General features: G+C 36.9%; 19 protein-coding genes and 1 pseudogene. 15 read left to right on the top strand and 5 right to left on the bottom strand.

Annotation, left to right across the window (positions count from 1 at the left end):
- Window positions 1-46: 46 nt before the first annotated feature.
- Window positions 47-814, top strand: a complete 768-nt coding sequence (locus tag GUU89_RS01795; RefSeq protein ID WP_162126323.1) for a rhomboid family intramembrane serine protease — start codon at window positions 47-49, stop codon at window positions 812-814.
- A gap of 117 nt (window positions 815-931) precedes the next feature.
- On the opposite strand, the gene rlmB is transcribed toward GUU89_RS01795, so the two are convergent.
- The 5 genes from rlmB to GUU89_RS01770 all read right to left on the bottom strand — a co-directional run bounded on the left by rlmB (window position 932) and on the right by GUU89_RS01770 (window position 9275).
- Window positions 932-1666 carry a 23S rRNA (guanosine(2251)-2'-O)-methyltransferase RlmB gene (gene rlmB / locus GUU89_RS01790; RefSeq protein WP_162126322.1) on the bottom strand — a complete coding sequence of 245 codons (735 nt, stop codon included), beginning with the start codon at window positions 1664-1666 and terminating at the stop codon, window positions 932-934.
- A 62-nt stretch (window positions 1667-1728) separates the two neighbouring features.
- The gene (locus GUU89_RS01785) at window positions 1729-2616 is read right to left on the bottom strand and encodes a hypothetical protein (RefSeq protein WP_162126321.1); all 888 of its coding nucleotides are present in this window, start codon (window positions 2614-2616) and stop codon (window positions 1729-1731) included.
- Between the two features lie 14 nt (window positions 2617-2630).
- Entirely contained in the window at window positions 2631-4346 is a 1716-nt protein-coding gene (locus tag GUU89_RS01780; RefSeq protein WP_162126320.1) for a SusD/RagB family nutrient-binding outer membrane lipoprotein, read from the bottom strand.
- Window positions 4347-4357: 11 nt separating this feature from the next.
- Window positions 4358-7510 (bottom strand): SusC/RagA family TonB-linked outer membrane protein, encoded by a 3153-nt coding sequence (locus GUU89_RS01775; RefSeq protein ID WP_162126319.1) that lies wholly within the window; start codon window positions 7508-7510, stop codon window positions 4358-4360.
- Window positions 7511-7607: 97 nt separating this feature from the next.
- Window positions 7608-9275: a BamA/TamA family outer membrane protein gene (locus tag GUU89_RS01770; RefSeq protein WP_162126318.1), complete on the bottom strand. Its 1668-nt coding sequence runs from the start codon at window positions 9273-9275 to the stop codon at window positions 7608-7610.
- Between the two features lie 182 nt (window positions 9276-9457).
- Here GUU89_RS01770 and rpsL point away from each other — a divergent pair, with 182 nt between their 5' ends.
- The 14 genes and pseudogenes from rpsL (at window position 9458) to rpsQ (ending at window position 17703) form a co-directional block, all read left to right on the top strand.
- On the top strand, window positions 9458-9841 hold the full coding sequence (gene rpsL / locus GUU89_RS01765; RefSeq protein ID WP_007136570.1) for a 30S ribosomal protein S12: 384 nt from the start codon (window positions 9458-9460) through the stop codon (window positions 9839-9841).
- A gap of 25 nt (window positions 9842-9866) precedes the next feature.
- On the top strand, window positions 9867-10343 hold the full coding sequence (gene rpsG / locus GUU89_RS01760) for a 30S ribosomal protein S7 (RefSeq protein ID WP_162126317.1): 477 nt from the start codon (window positions 9867-9869) through the stop codon (window positions 10341-10343).
- Between the two features lie 10 nt (window positions 10344-10353).
- Window positions 10354-12510 carry an elongation factor G gene (gene fusA, locus GUU89_RS01755; RefSeq protein WP_162126316.1) on the top strand — a complete coding sequence of 719 codons (2157 nt, stop codon included), beginning with the start codon at window positions 10354-10356 and terminating at the stop codon, window positions 12508-12510.
- 52 nt (window positions 12511-12562) lie between these two features.
- Window positions 12563-12825 (top strand): annotated as a pseudogene (rpsJ, locus tag GUU89_RS01750) (30S ribosomal protein S10).
- A 108-nt stretch (window positions 12826-12933) separates the two neighbouring features.
- Complete coding sequence (gene rplC, locus GUU89_RS01745) at window positions 12934-13551, top strand: 50S ribosomal protein L3 (RefSeq protein ID WP_162126315.1); 618 nt, start codon at window positions 12934-12936, stop codon at window positions 13549-13551.
- Entirely contained in the window at window positions 13551-14180 is a 630-nt protein-coding gene (gene rplD / locus GUU89_RS01740; protein WP_162126314.1) for a 50S ribosomal protein L4, read from the top strand. Before rplC ends, rplD begins: the two co-directional genes overlap by 1 nt.
- Window positions 14181-14187: 7 nt before the next feature.
- On the top strand, window positions 14188-14478 hold the full coding sequence (rplW, locus tag GUU89_RS01735; protein WP_162126313.1) for a 50S ribosomal protein L23: 291 nt from the start codon (window positions 14188-14190) through the stop codon (window positions 14476-14478).
- Window positions 14479-14483: 5 nt separating this feature from the next.
- Entirely contained in the window at window positions 14484-15308 is an 825-nt protein-coding gene (gene rplB, locus GUU89_RS01730; protein WP_162126312.1) for a 50S ribosomal protein L2, read from the top strand.
- A 10-nt stretch (window positions 15309-15318) separates the two neighbouring features.
- On the top strand, window positions 15319-15597 hold the full coding sequence (gene rpsS, locus GUU89_RS01725; RefSeq protein ID WP_007136562.1) for a 30S ribosomal protein S19: 279 nt from the start codon (window positions 15319-15321) through the stop codon (window positions 15595-15597).
- 6 nt (window positions 15598-15603) lie between these two features.
- Window positions 15604-16014 (top strand): 50S ribosomal protein L22, encoded by a 411-nt coding sequence (gene rplV / locus GUU89_RS01720; protein WP_162126311.1) that lies wholly within the window; start codon window positions 15604-15606, stop codon window positions 16012-16014.
- A 4-nt stretch (window positions 16015-16018) separates the two neighbouring features.
- Window positions 16019-16777, top strand: coding sequence for a 30S ribosomal protein S3 (rpsC, locus tag GUU89_RS01715; RefSeq protein WP_162126310.1), 759 nt, complete (start codon window positions 16019-16021; stop codon window positions 16775-16777).
- An 18-nt stretch (window positions 16778-16795) separates the two neighbouring features.
- A complete protein-coding gene (gene rplP / locus GUU89_RS01710) occupies window positions 16796-17221 on the top strand; it encodes a 50S ribosomal protein L16 (RefSeq protein ID WP_162126309.1) in 426 nt (141 codons plus the stop codon).
- Window positions 17222-17234: 13 nt separating this feature from the next.
- Window positions 17235-17426 (top strand): 50S ribosomal protein L29, encoded by a 192-nt coding sequence (rpmC, locus tag GUU89_RS01705; RefSeq protein ID WP_131476291.1) that lies wholly within the window; start codon window positions 17235-17237, stop codon window positions 17424-17426.
- A 19-nt stretch (window positions 17427-17445) separates the two neighbouring features.
- Window positions 17446-17703, top strand: a complete 258-nt coding sequence (rpsQ, locus tag GUU89_RS01700) for a 30S ribosomal protein S17 (protein ID WP_162128603.1) — start codon at window positions 17446-17448, stop codon at window positions 17701-17703.
- The last annotated feature ends 1 nt before the right edge of the window (window position 17704 follow it).

Genomic DNA, 17704 nt, shown 5'->3' with positions numbered 1-17704 from the left:
TGGTTTGGCTGTGTTTTTGACAAGTCTATAACATTAAAACCAAAGCATGAACGATTACCACCATTTTAAGTTTACACCCTCTGTCTGGATTGTTCCCTCCTTGCTTCTTATTTTGATGTGGGTGGTTTTCTTTTTTGAAAGAAGTTTTAATATCAATTTGACTTCACATGGCATTTATCCAAGAACCTTTTCAGGCTTGCAGGGCGTTGTTTTTAGTCCGTTTTTGCATGGTGATTTGAACCACATTGCCAATAACTCAATTCCGCTTTTTATACTAACCAGTGCGCTGATTTATTTTTACCGAGATGTATCACTAAAAGTATTGTTTTATGGTATTTTGTTTTCGGGCATTATTACTTGGGTGATTGGTCGTAATTCGTTTCACATTGGGGCGAGTAGTTTGATTTATGTGTTGGTTTCGTTTATTTTCTTTAAAGGAATGATGACACAATACTATCGCTTAATGGCACTGTCGTTAACTGTTGTAATGCTTTATGGCGGACTGATATGGTACGTTTTTCCCGAAGTAGATAAGCAAATTTCGTGGGAAGGTCACCTAGCCGGATTGATTACCGGATTTGGATTTGCTACTTATTTTAAAACTCCCGATTATGTGGTGGCCACTCAATATCCTTGGGAGAAACCCGACTTTAATCCGGAAGAGGATATGTTTATGAAACATTTTGATGAAGAAGGCAACTTTGTTAACACACCCGAACCGGAGGAGGATAGTATTGAAGAAGTTCCGGCACCGCCTTTGCACTATATTTACGAGTATAAAAAAGCGACTGACGATAACAAACCCATCGAATAGTTTCTTTTCTAGCCCTGATAGTAATGGAAATAAAAATGTCCCGATTTTATCGGGACATTTTTATTGTATTGAATAGCAGGAATAGGGATTACTGATGTATCCCAAGCCATTCGCTGCTTATTGACGTTGTCTTACTGTTTCGTATAGGAAGGCACCACAAGCTACAGAAACATTCAATGAGCCAATAGTTCCGAACATGGGTAACTTGGCTTTTTCATCTACAATTTTAAGAACTGATGGGTTGATGCCGCGGTCTTCGCTGCCCATAATGATAGCTACGGGTTGGTTTAAATCTATGTTAAAAAGACTGTCTTCGGTTTTTTCGGTGGCGGCTACGGTTTTGATTCCGCTGCCTTGCAGGTAAAAAATAGCGTCTTTAATGTGATCTACTTTGCAAATAGGCACATTAAAAACGGCCCCTGCAGATGTTTTTACGGTATCGCCGTTAACGGGAGCTGAGCCTGTTTTTTGAACAATGATTCCGTCAACGCCTGTACATTCGGCTGTTCTGATGATGGCTCCGAAGTTTCGGGCATCGCTCAGTTGGTCCAAGATTAAGAATAGGGGAGTCTTGCCACTTTCAACCACAGCGTCTACCAAGGTTTCCAGTTTTACGAAAGTAATAGGGGCAATGGTTGCTACGGCACCTTGGTGGTTATTGGGTGTAAGTCGGTTTAACTTTTCTACGGGAACATAGGAGAAATTGATGCTGTTTTTTTTCATTGCTTTCATCAATTCCTGCATCAATTCGCCCTGAGCATCGCTTTGTATAAATACTTTGTCGATTTCTTTTCCGGCATTGATGGCTTCAATAATGGCTCTGATTCCGAAGATTTGATTTTCTTTTTCCATGGCGCAAAGATATAAAAAAACCACCAGTGAAAACTGGTGGTTTTAAGTACTGTAGTTATATTTTAATTTTTTACTAAATCAAAATAATATGGACCGTATGGACCAAAAGATAAAGTTAAGCTAATGTCCCCGGTACATGAACCAACGGCTCCGGTACCTGTTACAGGAACTATAAACCCTCCGCCGTAATCAAAATCTTCATTTGATTGAACTGTTACAGAAGAATCTGTTGGGTCAATAGTTACAAGCATATAGGATGTACTTGGGTTGGCGATATATGGATTATTAGCACTTAGAATTTTGAAACTCAATACTCCAAGAGTACTATCATATTCAACAGGGACTATATCTCCAATGCCGTAATCTTGCCAAGTATCTTGAGTAACTGAATAGTTGCCATTGAACGTAGAGGCATCATCTAGCGGACAAGAAATGATATAGGTTTGCGATACAGAAAATTGCTGTGAATTGGCGATATCTGCACCAAATCTAGGTGTACCATCATCCGTAAATAATTTGTAAACTCTACCATCTTTTAAGGTAACATCTGCAGAAATGATTAATTTGTCAGAAACCGTTATGTCTCCTGCTGTAGGAATGGCATCAAAGGCACTAAATAAATCAGTTTTTGTTAAAGTAATAGTACTTGGAAAAGTAGTAACGCCAGCCTTTAATACAGCTTTTTGAACTGTAGTACCTTGCTTGTAAATACCAACAATATCCATTGAGGCAACATCACCTCTGGCAATATCTACCGTAAAGCTTAAATTAATGTCGTCGCCATTGTTAAGTGCGGCAAGATTAATTGATTGATCAGCTGTTGCTACTTTCTTAATATTTGGTGCGCCACCATTATCTGTCGCAATAACCGAATCACCACCATCTTTATCACATGATGTTACAAACACCACGAGAAATAAGGAAGCTAAGATTAATTTTAGTTTTTTCATTTTCATTTTTTTTATTAATTATCCCAAAATATTTTATAGGTAGCCGGATTTTTTTGAGCCGGCGCATTGGCATTTGAGTTTAATTCAGACTGTGGCCAATAGAAAGATAATTGGAAAGCATTGTTTTGAACTGTTTGAGAGTCAATAATTGGGAATCCGTCACCATTATTTAACTGATATTCTGGTGAAGCTCCCATTGGGTCAGCCAAAACAGGATAGCCTGTTCTTCTGTAATCTGTATATTGATCCATAGGGTCTCCAAAAGTACCAACCCATTTTTGCGTCATGATAATTTCCAATTTTTTGGCTGCTGACGCAGCGTTAAATTCAGTCATTATGTTGCCGATGAATGTAGCCACTTCTGGGCTTCCAGTTAAAACAGGAACAGTTTGATTAGTTCCACTATTAGCAACTACTTGATCTACTTTTGCGAAACTGGCTGTCACAGCGTCTTGAAGTGTAGCAGCGGCATTACCGGTTAGTTTTCCAACTTGAATTAATTCTGCTTTAATGTATAAGAATTCATCATAAGTTAAGATACGGTGAGGAGCAATTCCTTTTCCGCTGAAATCAGTATCTAAGGTTGCTACAGAGCCACCTTGTTCGTCATCATATCTACCACCACATGGGAAAATTCCAGGGTAAGTATATGAGTTTTCGGCACTTTTATCGCGGTCCGGACCAACACTACCAAAACGAATACTGAAGAAACCTGTTGAAGCATCCCAATAATCAGCGCCAGGATCCCCGGTAACAGTATTTCCTTGATCAGGAGGGAATTCACCAGCAGTTAACTGGTTGTAGAAGTAGTAATGCATTCTTGGATCAGGATTTCCGTTGTGAATATTTGGATTCACACCTTTTAGGATTTCATAGAACCAAGGGCTTTGGTATTCACTAAATTGAGTTCCTTCATAAGCAGCAATGAATAATTGATTTCTTTCGTTCGAAGGAGAAATAGCATCGTATCTATTGAACTGGAAGTCATCAGCATTAGAAGTGAAGAAATTATCCTCTGCAATTAATGCATCAAAACCAGCCTGATCAAAATCAGTAGTAAGACGTGTTTGGTTGTACAACTTCAATTTGAAAGTGTTTGCAAATCGAATCCATTTGTCAGTATTACCTCCATAGTATAAATCATCAGTACCTGGTTTTTCATTTCCTAAATCACTGGCAAGGTTAATTTTTGCTGTTTCGATAAGCGCAAATATATCAGCATAAATGGCTTTTTGATTGTCAAATTTTGGGTTAATTATACCAGAGGTAGCCAATTGTGTGGCTTCGCTGTAAGGTACATCTCCCCATAAATCAACGGCATAGGACATAAGATAAGCCTTTTGCATTTGTGCTACACCTACATAAACCATGTTGCCGGTATCAGTACCTTGTTTTATAATGGTTTCAAGGTCAGTTAAGCCAAGATAAATGGCATCCCAGTCATTATTCATGTTGATGTTGTTCACTTTAATACCATACTGGTCTTCTTCCTCCCTTGAGGTCATTTGATGTGTATAAGTAGAAAGCAGACGCCCGGTATTGTTATTGAAATCTCCCACTAACGCTGTGCTTACTTGTGCATTGGTTAATAAAAGGTTCAAAGGAGCAGTTGTAGGGTAATCGGTATCTTTATCAACATCTAAATAATCACTACAACTTACGAAAAATGTTGTGAATAAAGATAAAACTACAATGGTCTTGTTGTTTCTTATTTTATTAATGAGTTTCATTTTTATACTTGTTAAAATGTTAAATTAACTTTGAATCCAAATCTTTTAGCTGTTGGAGCTGCAGATGTTTCAATACCTTGAAGTGGTGAAGATCCATAGCTAGTTGCTTCCGGATCGAAATTGGTATATTTAGGAACATTTGGTGCAAAATACCATAAATTGCTGCCAATAAGACTAAAGCTAACTTTTCCAAAAGCAGTTTTCTTTAAAACTGAAGAAGGAACATCGTAAGTTAAACTAAGTTCTCTTAATCTGAACACTGTTCCGTCATAAATAGAGGCTTCGTCCACACTGTTAATTCCAAAAGTATTACCACCGGCAGGAGAGAAGTATAATTCATTCATGCTTATTTGTGTCGTGTTTGGAATCTGATTACCACTTCCGTCTAGTATAGGTGTTCCGTCGTTATTACCATAGTAACCTGGTATGATGAAAGTACGCTCTCTGTCTTCGGTATCTTTGGTAACCCCTCTTCCTAATAAACTTTGAATGGTTACTGAACTGATGTCACCACCTTGTTTCCAATCAAATTGTGATTTTAAAGACCAAGCTTTGTAAACGAATGTGTTAGTAAAACTAACTTTAAAATCAGCATTAGGATCACCGATTATACCTAATTCAGGATCTTGAATAATTCCACCACCTGATGGGTTTATTAAATAGTTTCCATTAGCATCTCTAGCGAATTTAGTACCATAGAATACTCCAAATGCCTCACCAGGAATAGCGTAAGCTACTTGATTTGCGTCTAGTTGTATTCTGTCTAAACCTTCTTTGAGTTCAGTAACTTCATTTTTGTTTTTAGAAAACATAGTGTATAAAGTCCATTTAAAACTATCGGTTTTAACAGGTACTAAAGTAAGGCCTAATTCAATTCCTTTGTTTTCAATTGAACCAGCATTTGTATTGTATTGCTGATAACCGCTAGTGGATGGAACCACAATTGGAGTAATCAAATCAGTAGTTTTTTTATTGTACAATGTTAAGTCGACAACAATACGTTTCTTGAAGAATTCTAAATCAGTACCAAATTCAAATTCAGAAGAGAACTCAGGAGTTACTGATTGATCACCAAGAGAAGTTGGGTTACTGATTACCGGATTGCCATTGTATGCATTGCCTTGAGTGAAAGCAAGTCTTGTAAATTCAGCATCAGCATCTCTACCAACTCTGGCAAAACTAGCTCTTAATTTAGCATAAGTTAACACGTCACTTTTCAACTGTAGCGCATCAGTTACGATTAACGAGGCACTTACCGATGGGTAAAAGTAAGAGTTGTTCTTTTTTGGTAATGATGAACTCCAGTCATTTCTTCCGGTAGCATTTAAGAAAAGATAATCTTTGAAATTTAAAGTTACATCGGCAAAGGCACCCACATTTCTTTTTTGAGCACGTTCGTCAATTAAACTTTTGATACTGGTTACGTTACCAAAGGTGAAGATGTTTGGTAATACAAAGTCAATCCCCTCATTTGTTTCTCTGGAGATGTTATTTTGTAAAACGTTATTTCCTATAATGGCTGATAAATTTAAGTTGTCAGTCAATTTATAGTCAAAATTGAAAAGTAAAGTAGACTCTATATCTTCATTGATGAAAGTATCTTTTTTCAAATCACCTAAACCATTGTTCGCTCTGGATCCGATATCACGAATTTCATCTCTGTATAAGGTGTATCTGTTAACCCCAATTCTGTATGAGGCTGAAATATGATCGCTAAGTTTATAGTTTAAATTTAATCCGGCAACTACCCTGTTGGTTTTAGTTATGGTTTGGTCGTGTTGCCAAGACCAAAGAGGGTGGTCAAATTGAGTGCCGTTAGGTGTTACCGAAGCTCCAGTAACTGGGTTAGTGTAAGGTAAATTTAAATCCCAGTTTCTGGCTAAAAATAAGGTTCTGGCAAACGAAGAGGATGCACCGTCAAATTGATTCTCACCAAAGAAACCACCAATCTGTTTTGTTTTAGAGAAACTCATATTAGCACCGGCAGTCAATCTGTCGTTCAATTTGAAATTCCCGCCGGCAGACATTGATGTTCTGTCATAAGAGTTGTAAGGGATATAACCATCTTGTTTCATATCAGATACGGTTATATTGAAATTTCCATCTTGCCCCGAGTAATTTAAGCCTACTGTTCTGTCTAAAACGGTTCCGGTTCTGAATAAATCTTTTACGTTATTTGGTTTTGCAACATAAGGAACTGTAGGGCCAAATTGATCAGGAAACGCAGCTAATAATGTTGGCCAAGTAGGAATAGTGGCTAACGAATCAAATCTTGGTCCCCATGAACCATTGGCATTTGAATAATTGAAATTACTACCAGCTCCATAAGTGTTTTGGTATTCCGGTAAGTTGGCAATATTTTCATAATATGTACCCATTCCCACGTTTACACTCATTTTTTCATTCTTTCCTGATTTAGAAGTCCCAGATTTAGTAGTTATAACTATAACTCCGTTCATGGCTCTTGAACCATATAATGCTGCTGCAGCCGTACTTTTAAGAACGTTGATGCTAGCTATGTCATTTGGGTCAAGGGTAGACAAAGCACTTTCGTATCCACCACCGCCAGTAATCTGACTTGAACTTGTAACTTGATCGCTATTGTAAGCAACACCATCAACAATGATTAATGGTTGTGTGTTTCCTACTAATGAGTTGACCCCTCTTATTGTAATTTGATTTGAAGCTCCTGCAACTCCTGTTGAAAAGTTAACATTAACCCCAGCAACTTTACCCGAAAGGGCTCTGGTTAAATCCGGTTCAGAAACTTCAGTAACATCGCTGCTTTTAACCGAAGAAACAGCATATCCTAATTTTTTAGGATTTCTTTTGATACCAAAAGCGGTAACAACTACTCCTTCCAATTCAACGGCTGCATCTTTCATCTTAACGTTAAGCGTTGCGGATGAAGCTACAATTTCTTGGGTTTTCATACCGACGAAATTGAAGATGATTGTTTGACTTGGACTTGCTTTGATGGAAAACTTCCCGTCAAAATCAGTTTGAGTGCCTAGTTTAGTTCCTTTGACAAGAACATTAACTCCCGGAATTGGTAATCCACTGTTGTCAGAAACAACACCAGTTACAATCCTTTCTTGTGCAAAAGATATTTGCACCAATAACGCAATAAATAGCGTCAAGAATCCATTTAACTTTGTTTTCATTATTTAATTTGGTTATAATTAGTCTTTCAAAATTCTTAAAAAAATCTTAAAAATCCTAATATTAGAGAAAGTTTTTAGTGTTAAAGTTTTTAATCTCTTAAAAACTAGCTTTAAAACTTACATGTGCTATCGAATTGGATAATTTCACGGCTTGGTTGTTTGTGCTTCCATTGGCATAAACGATGTTAAAAAGACCGTTTTTAGATAATAAACCAAAACCAAAACCCAATCCGAGAAGGTTTGTTTTGGTGTTAGAAGTGTTGTCCTGCAGACGGCCGTAATCAATTATGGAATGAACGTAAATGGTTGAGGCGATTACATACCGGTATTCGGTTAGTATGGAGTTGAATGTGTTGGCTTGCAGACTGTTTTCGTTGAAGCCTCTAATCGAATTGATTCCGCCAAAACGTTGCAGTTCATTAACGATGTAATTGCTGCTTTGCAGGTAAAAATTTTGTGATTTGATATTGATGATGTTTTTTTGATTCAAATACAAGTTGTGTTTTATATTCAGATTGGCAAAAAACTGATTGTCTGAAATTAATTTAGTGTTTCTTTTGCCTGTTCCAATTTTGAAATCTAACACCGTCTTTTCCGGAAAGAGAAAATCATCGTTTTTAAAGTCTAAAAATTCTAATGAAGTTGTGATGTAGGAGTTGTCAAAATCACTTAGGGTTGTGGTGTTGACATTTTGTATGTCGCTCGATTCTGTTGATTGGTAGCCTAAATACAATCGGGTGTTGTAATTGAAGTAATAGCCTAAATTAATTGCGGTACGGGTATTCTGAAAGGTGCTGTCTTGTTTGAAAATATTGAGTTCGGTTTTCAATCCAATCGGGCTTTTGAAGAGATAAGGAATTTCAACTCCAAGATTGAACGTTTTCTGATCCTGCCCGTCGCTTTTCCAGTACAAGGATAATTTTTCGCCGGAATTTAAAATGTTGTTCAAAACCAAGTCCAAGTAACCGCTGAAAACCAATTTTTTATTTTCGTCGTTAGTAAAGCCGATATAGCCGTCAAAACTATTGGCTTTGGCTTTTTCTATATATACATAAACTTTGGTGGAATCCTGAGTAAATAAAATTTCAGGATACTTGCTTTGCTTAACGAATCGGTATTTGTCAAAATCATTGTAAAGCTTGTCAAGGTTTTTTTGATTGAAAACTTTGTTGCGGTATAGGCGAAGTATATTTTTTTTGTGTCCTTCAGGGAATTTGTCATAGCCGCTGATTACAATTCCGTTCAACTGTCTTTGGGTCTCTTTTGTGATGGATAAATCTGCAGTAATGACGTTGCTTTTCTTTTGCAGGTTTATCAGTTTTACTTTTGCCATAGAAAAACCATTGCTTTCTAATTTTTTTAAAACCGAATTTAAAAAGCTTTCTGTTTCTTCATATGGCAGGGTCAAAGTGTCGTTTTTTACAGTGTAATTGTTTGGTATGTTTTCCTGAAATTTTATACCTATATATATGCGTGCATAATTTATTCTTTCTCCAAGGGAATATTTGAAGTAAAAAGTGGAGTCGTTTGACTTGTGTTTTTCAGATAGCTGATTTTCTAAAAATCCTGTTTTTGAAAGTTTTTCAAGAAAAGAATTATTCTCATCAACAATTGATTTGATGTTTTGATGTTTTGAATTATAGCCAATACTGTCAATAGTTTTGGTTTCTGTGTTGCTTTGTCCGACTATTTTTAAATAAAAAACTTGTGCCGAAATGGTTCCGCTGGATGTAATAAAGAAGAAAAAAAGGAAAAACTTTTTCAACAGTTGGAATTATTTGCTTCAAAATAACGCAAAAAATCTGTTTTTATTGCTGATAATCGGATGGAAAAACAATTTGTTTGAAAATTAATTAATTAGCGTTTGTTTCATTGAAAATAATTGCTACATTTGCAACCCCTAAAAAAGCGGGATTTTAATAAATAAAGAAAAATTAGTATTTAATTATGCCAACAATTCAACAATTAGTAAGAACAGGAAGAACTCAGATCACTAAGAAGAGTAAATCGGTTGCTTTAGATTCTTGTCCTCAAAGAAGAGGTGTTTGTACGCGTGTTTACACTACTACTCCAAAAAAACCAAACTCAGCGATGCGTAAAGTAGCGCGTGTACGTTTGACTAATGGAAATGAGGTGAATGCTTACATCCCGGGAGAAGGACACAATCTACAAGAGCACTCGATAGTATTAGTGCGAGGCGGAAGGGTAAAAGATTTACCAGGAGTTAGATACCACATTGTGCGTGGTGCGCTTGATACCTCAGGTGTAGCAGGAAGAACACAAAGAAGATCTAAGTATGGTGCTAAACGCCCAAAAGAAGCTAAAAAGTAATTTTAAGAACTTTTAAAGAAAAGACATGAGAAAAAGAGCGGCAAAGAAAAGACCACTTTTACCGGATCCTAAATTTAACGATCAGTTAGTGACACGTTTCGTGAACAACTTGATGTGGGATGGTAAGAAATCAACAGCTTTCAAAGTATTCTATGATGCCATGGATATCGTAGAAACAAAAAAGAACAATGATGAAAAATCATCATTAGAAGTTTGGAAAGATGCTTTAACCAACGTTATGCCTCACGTAGAAGTACGTAGTCGTAGAGTAGGTGGAGCTACCTTCCAAATTCCAATGCAAATCAGACCGGACAGAAAAATTTCTATGGCCATGAAATGGATGATTCTTTATGCCAGAAGAAGAAACGAAAAGTCAATGGCTGGTAAATTAGCTTCTGAAATCTTAGCTGCGGCTAAAGAAGAAGGTGCTGCTGTTAAAAAGAGAATGGATACTCACAAAATGGCAGAAGCAAATAAAGCATTCTCTCACTTTAGATTTTAATATTTAAGAAATGGCTAGAGATCTAAAATTTACAAGAAACATCGGAATTGCTGCTCACATTGATGCTGGTAAAACAACAACAACTGAGCGTATATTATTCTATACCGGAAAATCACACAAAATTGGTGAGGTGCACGATGGTGCAGCTACCATGGACTGGATGGCACAAGAGCAAGAAAGAGGTATTACCATTACTTCGGCAGCTACTACTTGTGAGTGGAATTTCCCAACAGAACAAGGTAAAGTATTACCAACTTCACAACCTTACCACTTTAATATTATCGATACCCCTGGACACGTTGACTTTACCGTAGAGGTAAACCGTTCGTTACGTGTATTGGATGGATTGGTTTTCTTATTTTCTGCTGTTGACGGTGTTGAGCCGCAATCAGAAACTAACTGGAGACTAGCTGACCAGTACCGTGTGCCGCGTATGGGATTCGTTAATAAAATGGATAGACAAGGTTCTAACTTTTTGGCAGTTTGTCAACAAGTAAGAGATATGTTAAAATCAAACGCAGTTGCTATCACTTTGCCAATTGGTGAAGAAAATGATTTCAAAGGGGTAGTTGATTTAGTAAAAAACCAAGCAATTATATGGCATGATGCAACTCAAGGGGCAACTTTTGATATTGTTGATATTCCTGCTGATATGGTAGCTGAAGTAAAAGAATACAGAGACATCCTTATTGAAGCTGTTGCTGATTATGATGAAAACCTATTGGATAAATACATGGAAGATCCAGAATCTATCACAGAGGAAGAAATCAACAATGCATTAAGAGCTGCTACTATGGATATGGCTATCATCCCGATGATTGCTGGTTCTTCATTCAAAAACAAAGGGGTTCAATTTATGTTGGATGCTGTATGTAAATATTTACCATCTCCTTTAGATAAAGAAGGTATCCAAGGTATCCACCCTGATGATGCTGATTTATTAGAAGAAGATCAAACTAAAATCTTACGTCGTCCTGATGTAAAAGAGCCGTTCGCAGCTTTGGCATTTAAAATTGCTACTGACCCTTATGTTGGTCGTTTGGCTTTCTTCCGTGCTTATTCAGGTCGTTTAGATGCTGGTTCATACATCTTGAACACTCGTTCAGGAAACAAAGAAAGAATTTCTCGTATCTACCAAATGCACGCTAACAAACAAAACCCAATCGAGTATATCGAGGCAGGTGATATTGGAGCAGCAGTTGGATTTAAAGATATCAAGACCGGAGATACGATGTGTGATGAAAAACACCCAATCATTCTTGAGTCAATGAAATTCCCTGCACCGGTAATTGGTATCGCTATTGAGCCAAAAACTAAAGCTGACGTTGATAAAATGGGTATGGCTTTAGCAAAATTAGCTGAAGAAGATCCTACGTTTACAGTTAGAACAGATGAGGCTTCAGGTCAAACGATTATTTCAGGTATGGGTGAGTTACACTTAGACATCCTTGTAGATCGTATGAAACGTGAGTTCAAAGTAGAGGTTAACCAAGGTGAGCCTCAAGTTGAATACAAAGAAGCTTTCACAAAATCTGCTCAACACAGAGAAACTTACAAAAAACAATCTGGAGGTCGTGGTAAATTCGGTGATATCGTATTTAGATTAGAGCCTGCTGATGAAGTTGACGGAAAAGTACCTGTAGGGTTACAGTTTGTTAACGAAGTAAAAGGAGGTAACGTTCCTAAAGAATATATTCCTTCTGTAGAGAAAGGTTTCAGAGAAGCTATGAAAACTGGTCCTTTAGCGGGATACCAAGTAGATAGTTTAAAAGTAACTTTATTGGATGGATCTTTCCACCCGGTAGATTCTGATGCACTTTCTTTCGAGTTGGCTGCTAAAATGGGATACAAAGAAGTAGCAAAAGCTGCCGGAGCTGTTATCCTTGAGCCAATCATGAAAATGGAAGTTATTACTCCGGAAGAAAACATGGGAGATATCGTTGGTGATATCAACCGTCGTAGAGGTCAGGTAAATGATATGGGTGACAGAAATGGTGCCAAAACGATTAAAGCCAATGTGCCACTTTCTGAGATGTTCGGTTATGTAACAACATTAAGAACATTGTCTTCAGGTAGAGCAACTTCTACAATGGAATTCTCTCACTACGAGCAAACTCCTTCAAATATTTCTGAAGAAGTAATCAAAAAAGCAAAAGGTAACGCTTAATTCTTATCAAGATGAGTCAAAAATTAGAATAAAATTAAAATCTTACGATCACATGTTGGTTGATAAATCAGCTGAGAAAATCGTAAAAACTGTGAAAAGCACAGGTGCTGTTGTAACAGGTCCAATTCCGTTACCTACACACAAAAAATATTTACGGTATTGCGTTCTCCTCACGTGAACAAAAAAGCGAGAGAGCAGTTCGAAGTAAGTTCGTATAAAAGATTATTAGACATTTACTCTTCATCTTCAAAAACCATTGATGCTCTAATGAAATTAGAGTTGCCAAGCGGTGTTGAAGTAGAAATCAAAGTGTAAGTACTCTTTAAAAGTTTAAGTTTTAAGTAGTGGAGTTTTGAAAATTATTCTACTACTTAATTCTTTATGAATGAATAACAAAATTTATTAATTAATAATTAGTTTAATATGTCTGGGTTAATTGGAAAAAAAATCGGCATGACAAGCATTTTCGACGAGAACGGGAAGAATATTCCTTGTACAGTAATCGAAGCGGGTCCTTGTGTCGTTACCCAAGTCAGAACCAATGAGGTTGACGGGTATTCAGCTCTTCAACTTGGTTTCGATGACAAAGGCGAAAAACACGCTACTAAAGCTGACTTAGGTCACTTTAAAAAAGCGGGTACTTCTGCTAAGAAAAAAGTCGTTGAATTCCAAGGATTTGAAGAAAATTACAAATTAGGTGATAACATCACTGTGGAAGTATTCAGCGAAGGAGAATTTGTTGATGTACAAGGTGTATCAAAAGGGAAAGGTTTCCAAGGGGTTGTAAAACGTCACGGTTTTGGTGGTGTTGGACAAGCTACTCACGGACAACACAACCGTTTGAGAGCGCCAGGTTCTGTAGGAGCATCTTCTTATCCATCACGTGTATTCAAAGGAATGCGTATGGCTGGAAGAATGGGAGGAGATAATGTAAAAGTACAAAATCTTAGAGTTTTGAAAGTAGTAGCTGAAAAGAATCTACTTGTTGTTAAAGGAGCTATTCCAGGACACAAAAACTCTTATGTAATCATTCAGAAGTAATGGAAGTAAAAGTTTTAGATATCAACGGAAAAGATACTGGAAGAAAAGTTCAACTTTCTGATTCAGTATTCGGCATTGAGCCAAATAATCACGCAGTATATCTTGATGTTAAGCAATACTTAGCAAATCAAAGACAAGGAACGCACAAAGCAAAAGAAAGAGCTGAAGTAGCGGGAAGTACTCGTAAGATTAAAAAACAAAAAGGTACAGGTACTGCACGTGCAGGATCTAAAAAGAGTCCATTGTTCAAAGGTGGAGGAACAGTTTTCGGTCCAAGACCAAGAAGCTATTCTTTCAAATTGAATAAAACGGTAAAAAGATTAGCCCGTAAATCGGCTTTCTCTTTAAAAGTAAAAGAATCAAATTTAGTAGTTGTTGAAGACTTTAATTTTGAAACACCAAACACCAAAAATTTCATTAATGTTTTGAAAGCTTTAGGGTTAGAAAACAAAAAATCTTTGTTTGTGTTGGGTGATTCAAATAAAAATGTATATTTGTCCTCACGCAATTTAAAGGCGTCTAGCGTTGTAACTAATTCAGAGTTAAGCACTTACGAGATTTTAAATGCTAATAATTTAGTTCTTTTAGAGGGTTCTTTAGAAGGAATTGAAGAAAATTTAAGCAAATAATTAGACCATGAGTATCATAATTAAGCCTATCATCACTGAAAAAATCACCAAAGAAGGTGAAGTTTTCAATCGTTTTGGTTTTGTTGTTGACAAAAAAGCAAACAAAGTTCAGATTAAGAAAGCTGTAGAAGCTGCTTACGGAATTTCGGTTGTTGAAGTTAACACGATGAACTATAGAGCTGATAGAACTACTAAGTATACAAAAAGTGGTTTAATCAGCGGAAAAACGAATAGCTACAAGAAAGCTATCGTACAAGTAAAAGAGGGAGAAACAATAGATTTTTACAATAATATCTAATAACAATGTCAGTTAGAAAATTAAAACCTATTACCCCGGGTCAGCGTTTTAGAGTTGTGAATGGTTTTGACGCCATCACGACTGATAAGCCGGAGCGCTCTTTGTTAGCACCGATAAAAAACTCAGGAGGTAGAAATAGTCAAGGAAAAATGACCATGCGTTATACAGGCGGTGGTCACAAACAAAGGTATCGTATCATTGATTTCAAAAGAACTAAAGTGGGAATTCCTGCTACAGTGAAATCAATCGAGTATGATCCAAACAGAACAGCTTTTATCGCATTATTGTGGTATGTAGATGGTGAGAAAACATATATTGTTGCTCAAAACGGATTGCAAGTAGGTCAGACCGTAGTGTCTGGAGAAGGTGCGGCTCCTGAAATTGGAAATACTTTGCCATTGAGCAAAATTCCATTAGGAACTGTAATTTCTTGTATCGAATTGCGTCCTGGACAAGGAGCTGTTATTGCTCGTTCTGCCGGAACATTTGCTCAATTAATGGCAAGAGATGGAAAATATGCTACAATCAAAATGCCTTCAGGGGAAACAAGATTGATCTTGTTAACTTGTTCAGCTACTATTGGAGCCGTTTCTAACTCTGACCACCAATTGATCGTGTCTGGTAAAGCAGGTAGAACAAGATGGTTAGGAAGAAGACCAAGAACAAGACCGGTAGCAATGAACCCTGTCGATCACCCAATGGGTGGTGGTGAAGGACGTTCTTCTGGAGGTCACCCACGTTCTAGAAAAGGACTTCCTGCTAAAGGGTATAGAACTCGTTCTAAAGTTAACCCAAGTAATAAGTATATTGTTGAACGCAGAAAGAAATAATTAGATAGACATGGCACGTTCATTAAAAAAAGGACCTTTTGTACACTATAAATTAGATAAAAAAGTTCAAGAAAATATTGCTGGTGGAAATAAAGGTGTTGTTAAGACTTGGTCTAGAGCATCTATGATTACTCCGGATTTCGTTGGACAAACAATCGCAGTACACAATGGTCGTCAATTTGTTCCGGTTTATGTAACTGAGAACATGGTAGGACACAAATTAGGAGAGTTTTCACCAACAAGATCTTTTAGAGGTCATGCTGGAGCAAAAAATAAAGGTAAAAAATAAGAAGCAATGGGAGTTCGTAAAAGAGAAACTGCAGACGCAAGAAAAGAGGCTAACAAGTCTATCGCATTTGCTAAATTAAACAATTGCCCTACTTCACCTAGAAAAATGCGCTTAGTAGCAGACTTGGTAAGAGGTCAGAAAGTGGAAAGAGCTTTAAATATTTTAAGATTTAGCTCAAAAGAAGCTTCAAGAAAATTAGAAAAACTTTTGTTATCTGCCATCAATAACTGGGAGCAGAAAAATGCAGAAGGAAACGTTTCAGAAGCAGGCTTATTCGTTAAGACAATCACTGTAGATGGTGGAATGATGTTGAAAAGACTTCGTCCGGCACCACAAGGAAGAGCACACAGAATTAGAAAACGTTCTAACCACGTAACTATCGTATTAGGACAATTAGATAACACACAAAGCAATTAATAAGATGGGACAAAAGACAAATCCAATTGGAAACAGACTTGGTATCATCAGAGGATGGGATTCAAACTGGTATGGTGGAAATGATTACGGTGATAAAATCGCCGAAGATTATAAAATCAGAAAGTATATCCATGCTCGTTTATCAAAAGCTAGTGTATCAAAAGTAATCATCGAGAGAACTTTGAAACTTGTAACCGTTACTATCACAACTGCCAGACCGGGTATCATTATCGGAAAAGGTGGTCAGGAGGTAGACAAGTTAAAAGAAGAACTTAAGAAAGTTACTGACAAAGAGGTTCAAATCAACATCTTTGAAATTAAAAGACCTGAGTTAGATGCATACTTAGTTGGAACTAGTATTGCACGTCAAATCGAAAGCCGTATTTCATACAGAAGAGCTATAAAAATGGCTATCGCAGCAGCAATGCGTATGAATGCAGAAGGTATTAAAGTTTTGATTTCTGGTCGTTTGAACGGAGCTGAAATGGCACGTTCTGAACAATTCAAAGAAGGTAGAATTCCTCTATCAACTTTCAGAGCCGATATTGATTATGCTTTGGCTGAAGCACATACTACTTATGGTAGAATGGGTATCAAAGTATGGATCATGAAAGGTGAAGTTTACGGAAAACGTGATTTATCCCCACTAGTTGGAATGGATAAAAAACAAGCTTCTGGCGGAAAAGGCGGAGATTCTTCAAAAGGAGATCGCAAACCTTTCAACAAAGACAGAAAACCTGGTGGAGACCGTAAAAGAAAGTAAATTTTAAACTAAAGAAAAATGTTACAGCCTAAAAGAACAAAATACCGTAAGGTACAGAAGGGTAGAATGAAAGGGGTGTCTCAAAGAGGACACGAACTTTCTAATGGAATGTTTGGAATTAAATCAGTACATGAAAATGGAATGTTCTTAACTTCACGTCAAATCGAAGCTGCGCGTATCGCTGCAACTCGTTACATGAAAAGAGAAGGACAGTTATGGATTAAAATATTTCCGGACAAACCTATCACTAAAAAACCTCTAGAGGTACGTATGGGTAAAGGTAAAGGAGCAGTCGAATATTGGGCTGCTGTTGTAAAACCAGGAAAAATCATGTTTGAAGTTGGTGGAGTGCCGCTTTCTGTTGCAAAAGAAGCTTTACGTCTTGCCGCTCAAAAACTGCCTGTAAAAACTAAGTTTGTAGTTGCTAGAGATTTCGAAGCATAATCTAAAATTAATTATGAAACAATCAGAAATTATCAATCTATCTGCAGCTGAGTTGCAAGTAAAACTTACTGAGTTGAGAAAAGCTTATATGGATTTAAAATCTGCACACGCTATTTCTCCAATTGCCAATCCACTTCAAATTAGAAGTGCTAGAAGAGCTGTTGCTAGAGTAGCAACTGAGCTAACTAAAAGAGAGTTACAATAATTGTATGCTAGCTGAAAAGATGGAAAAAAGAAATTTAAGAAAAGAAAGAATTGGTGTAGTTACGTCAAACAAAATGGACAAGTCTATTGTTGTGGCACAAGTAACCAGAGTAAAACACCCATTATATGGTAAGTTCGTGTTAAAAACTAAAAAGTTTCATGCACACGACGAAACAAACGACTGTAACATTGGTGATACAGTAAAGATCATGGAAACAAGACCTTTATCAAAAACCAAATGTTGGAGATTAGTTGAAATCATTGAAAGAGCTAAGTAAT

The sequence above is a fragment of the Flavobacterium phycosphaerae genome, from assembly GCF_010119235.1.
Taxonomy (GTDB): Bacteria; Bacteroidota; Bacteroidia; order Flavobacteriales; family Flavobacteriaceae; genus Flavobacterium; species Flavobacterium phycosphaerae.
This window is presented reverse-complemented; position numbering and strand designations above follow the sequence as displayed.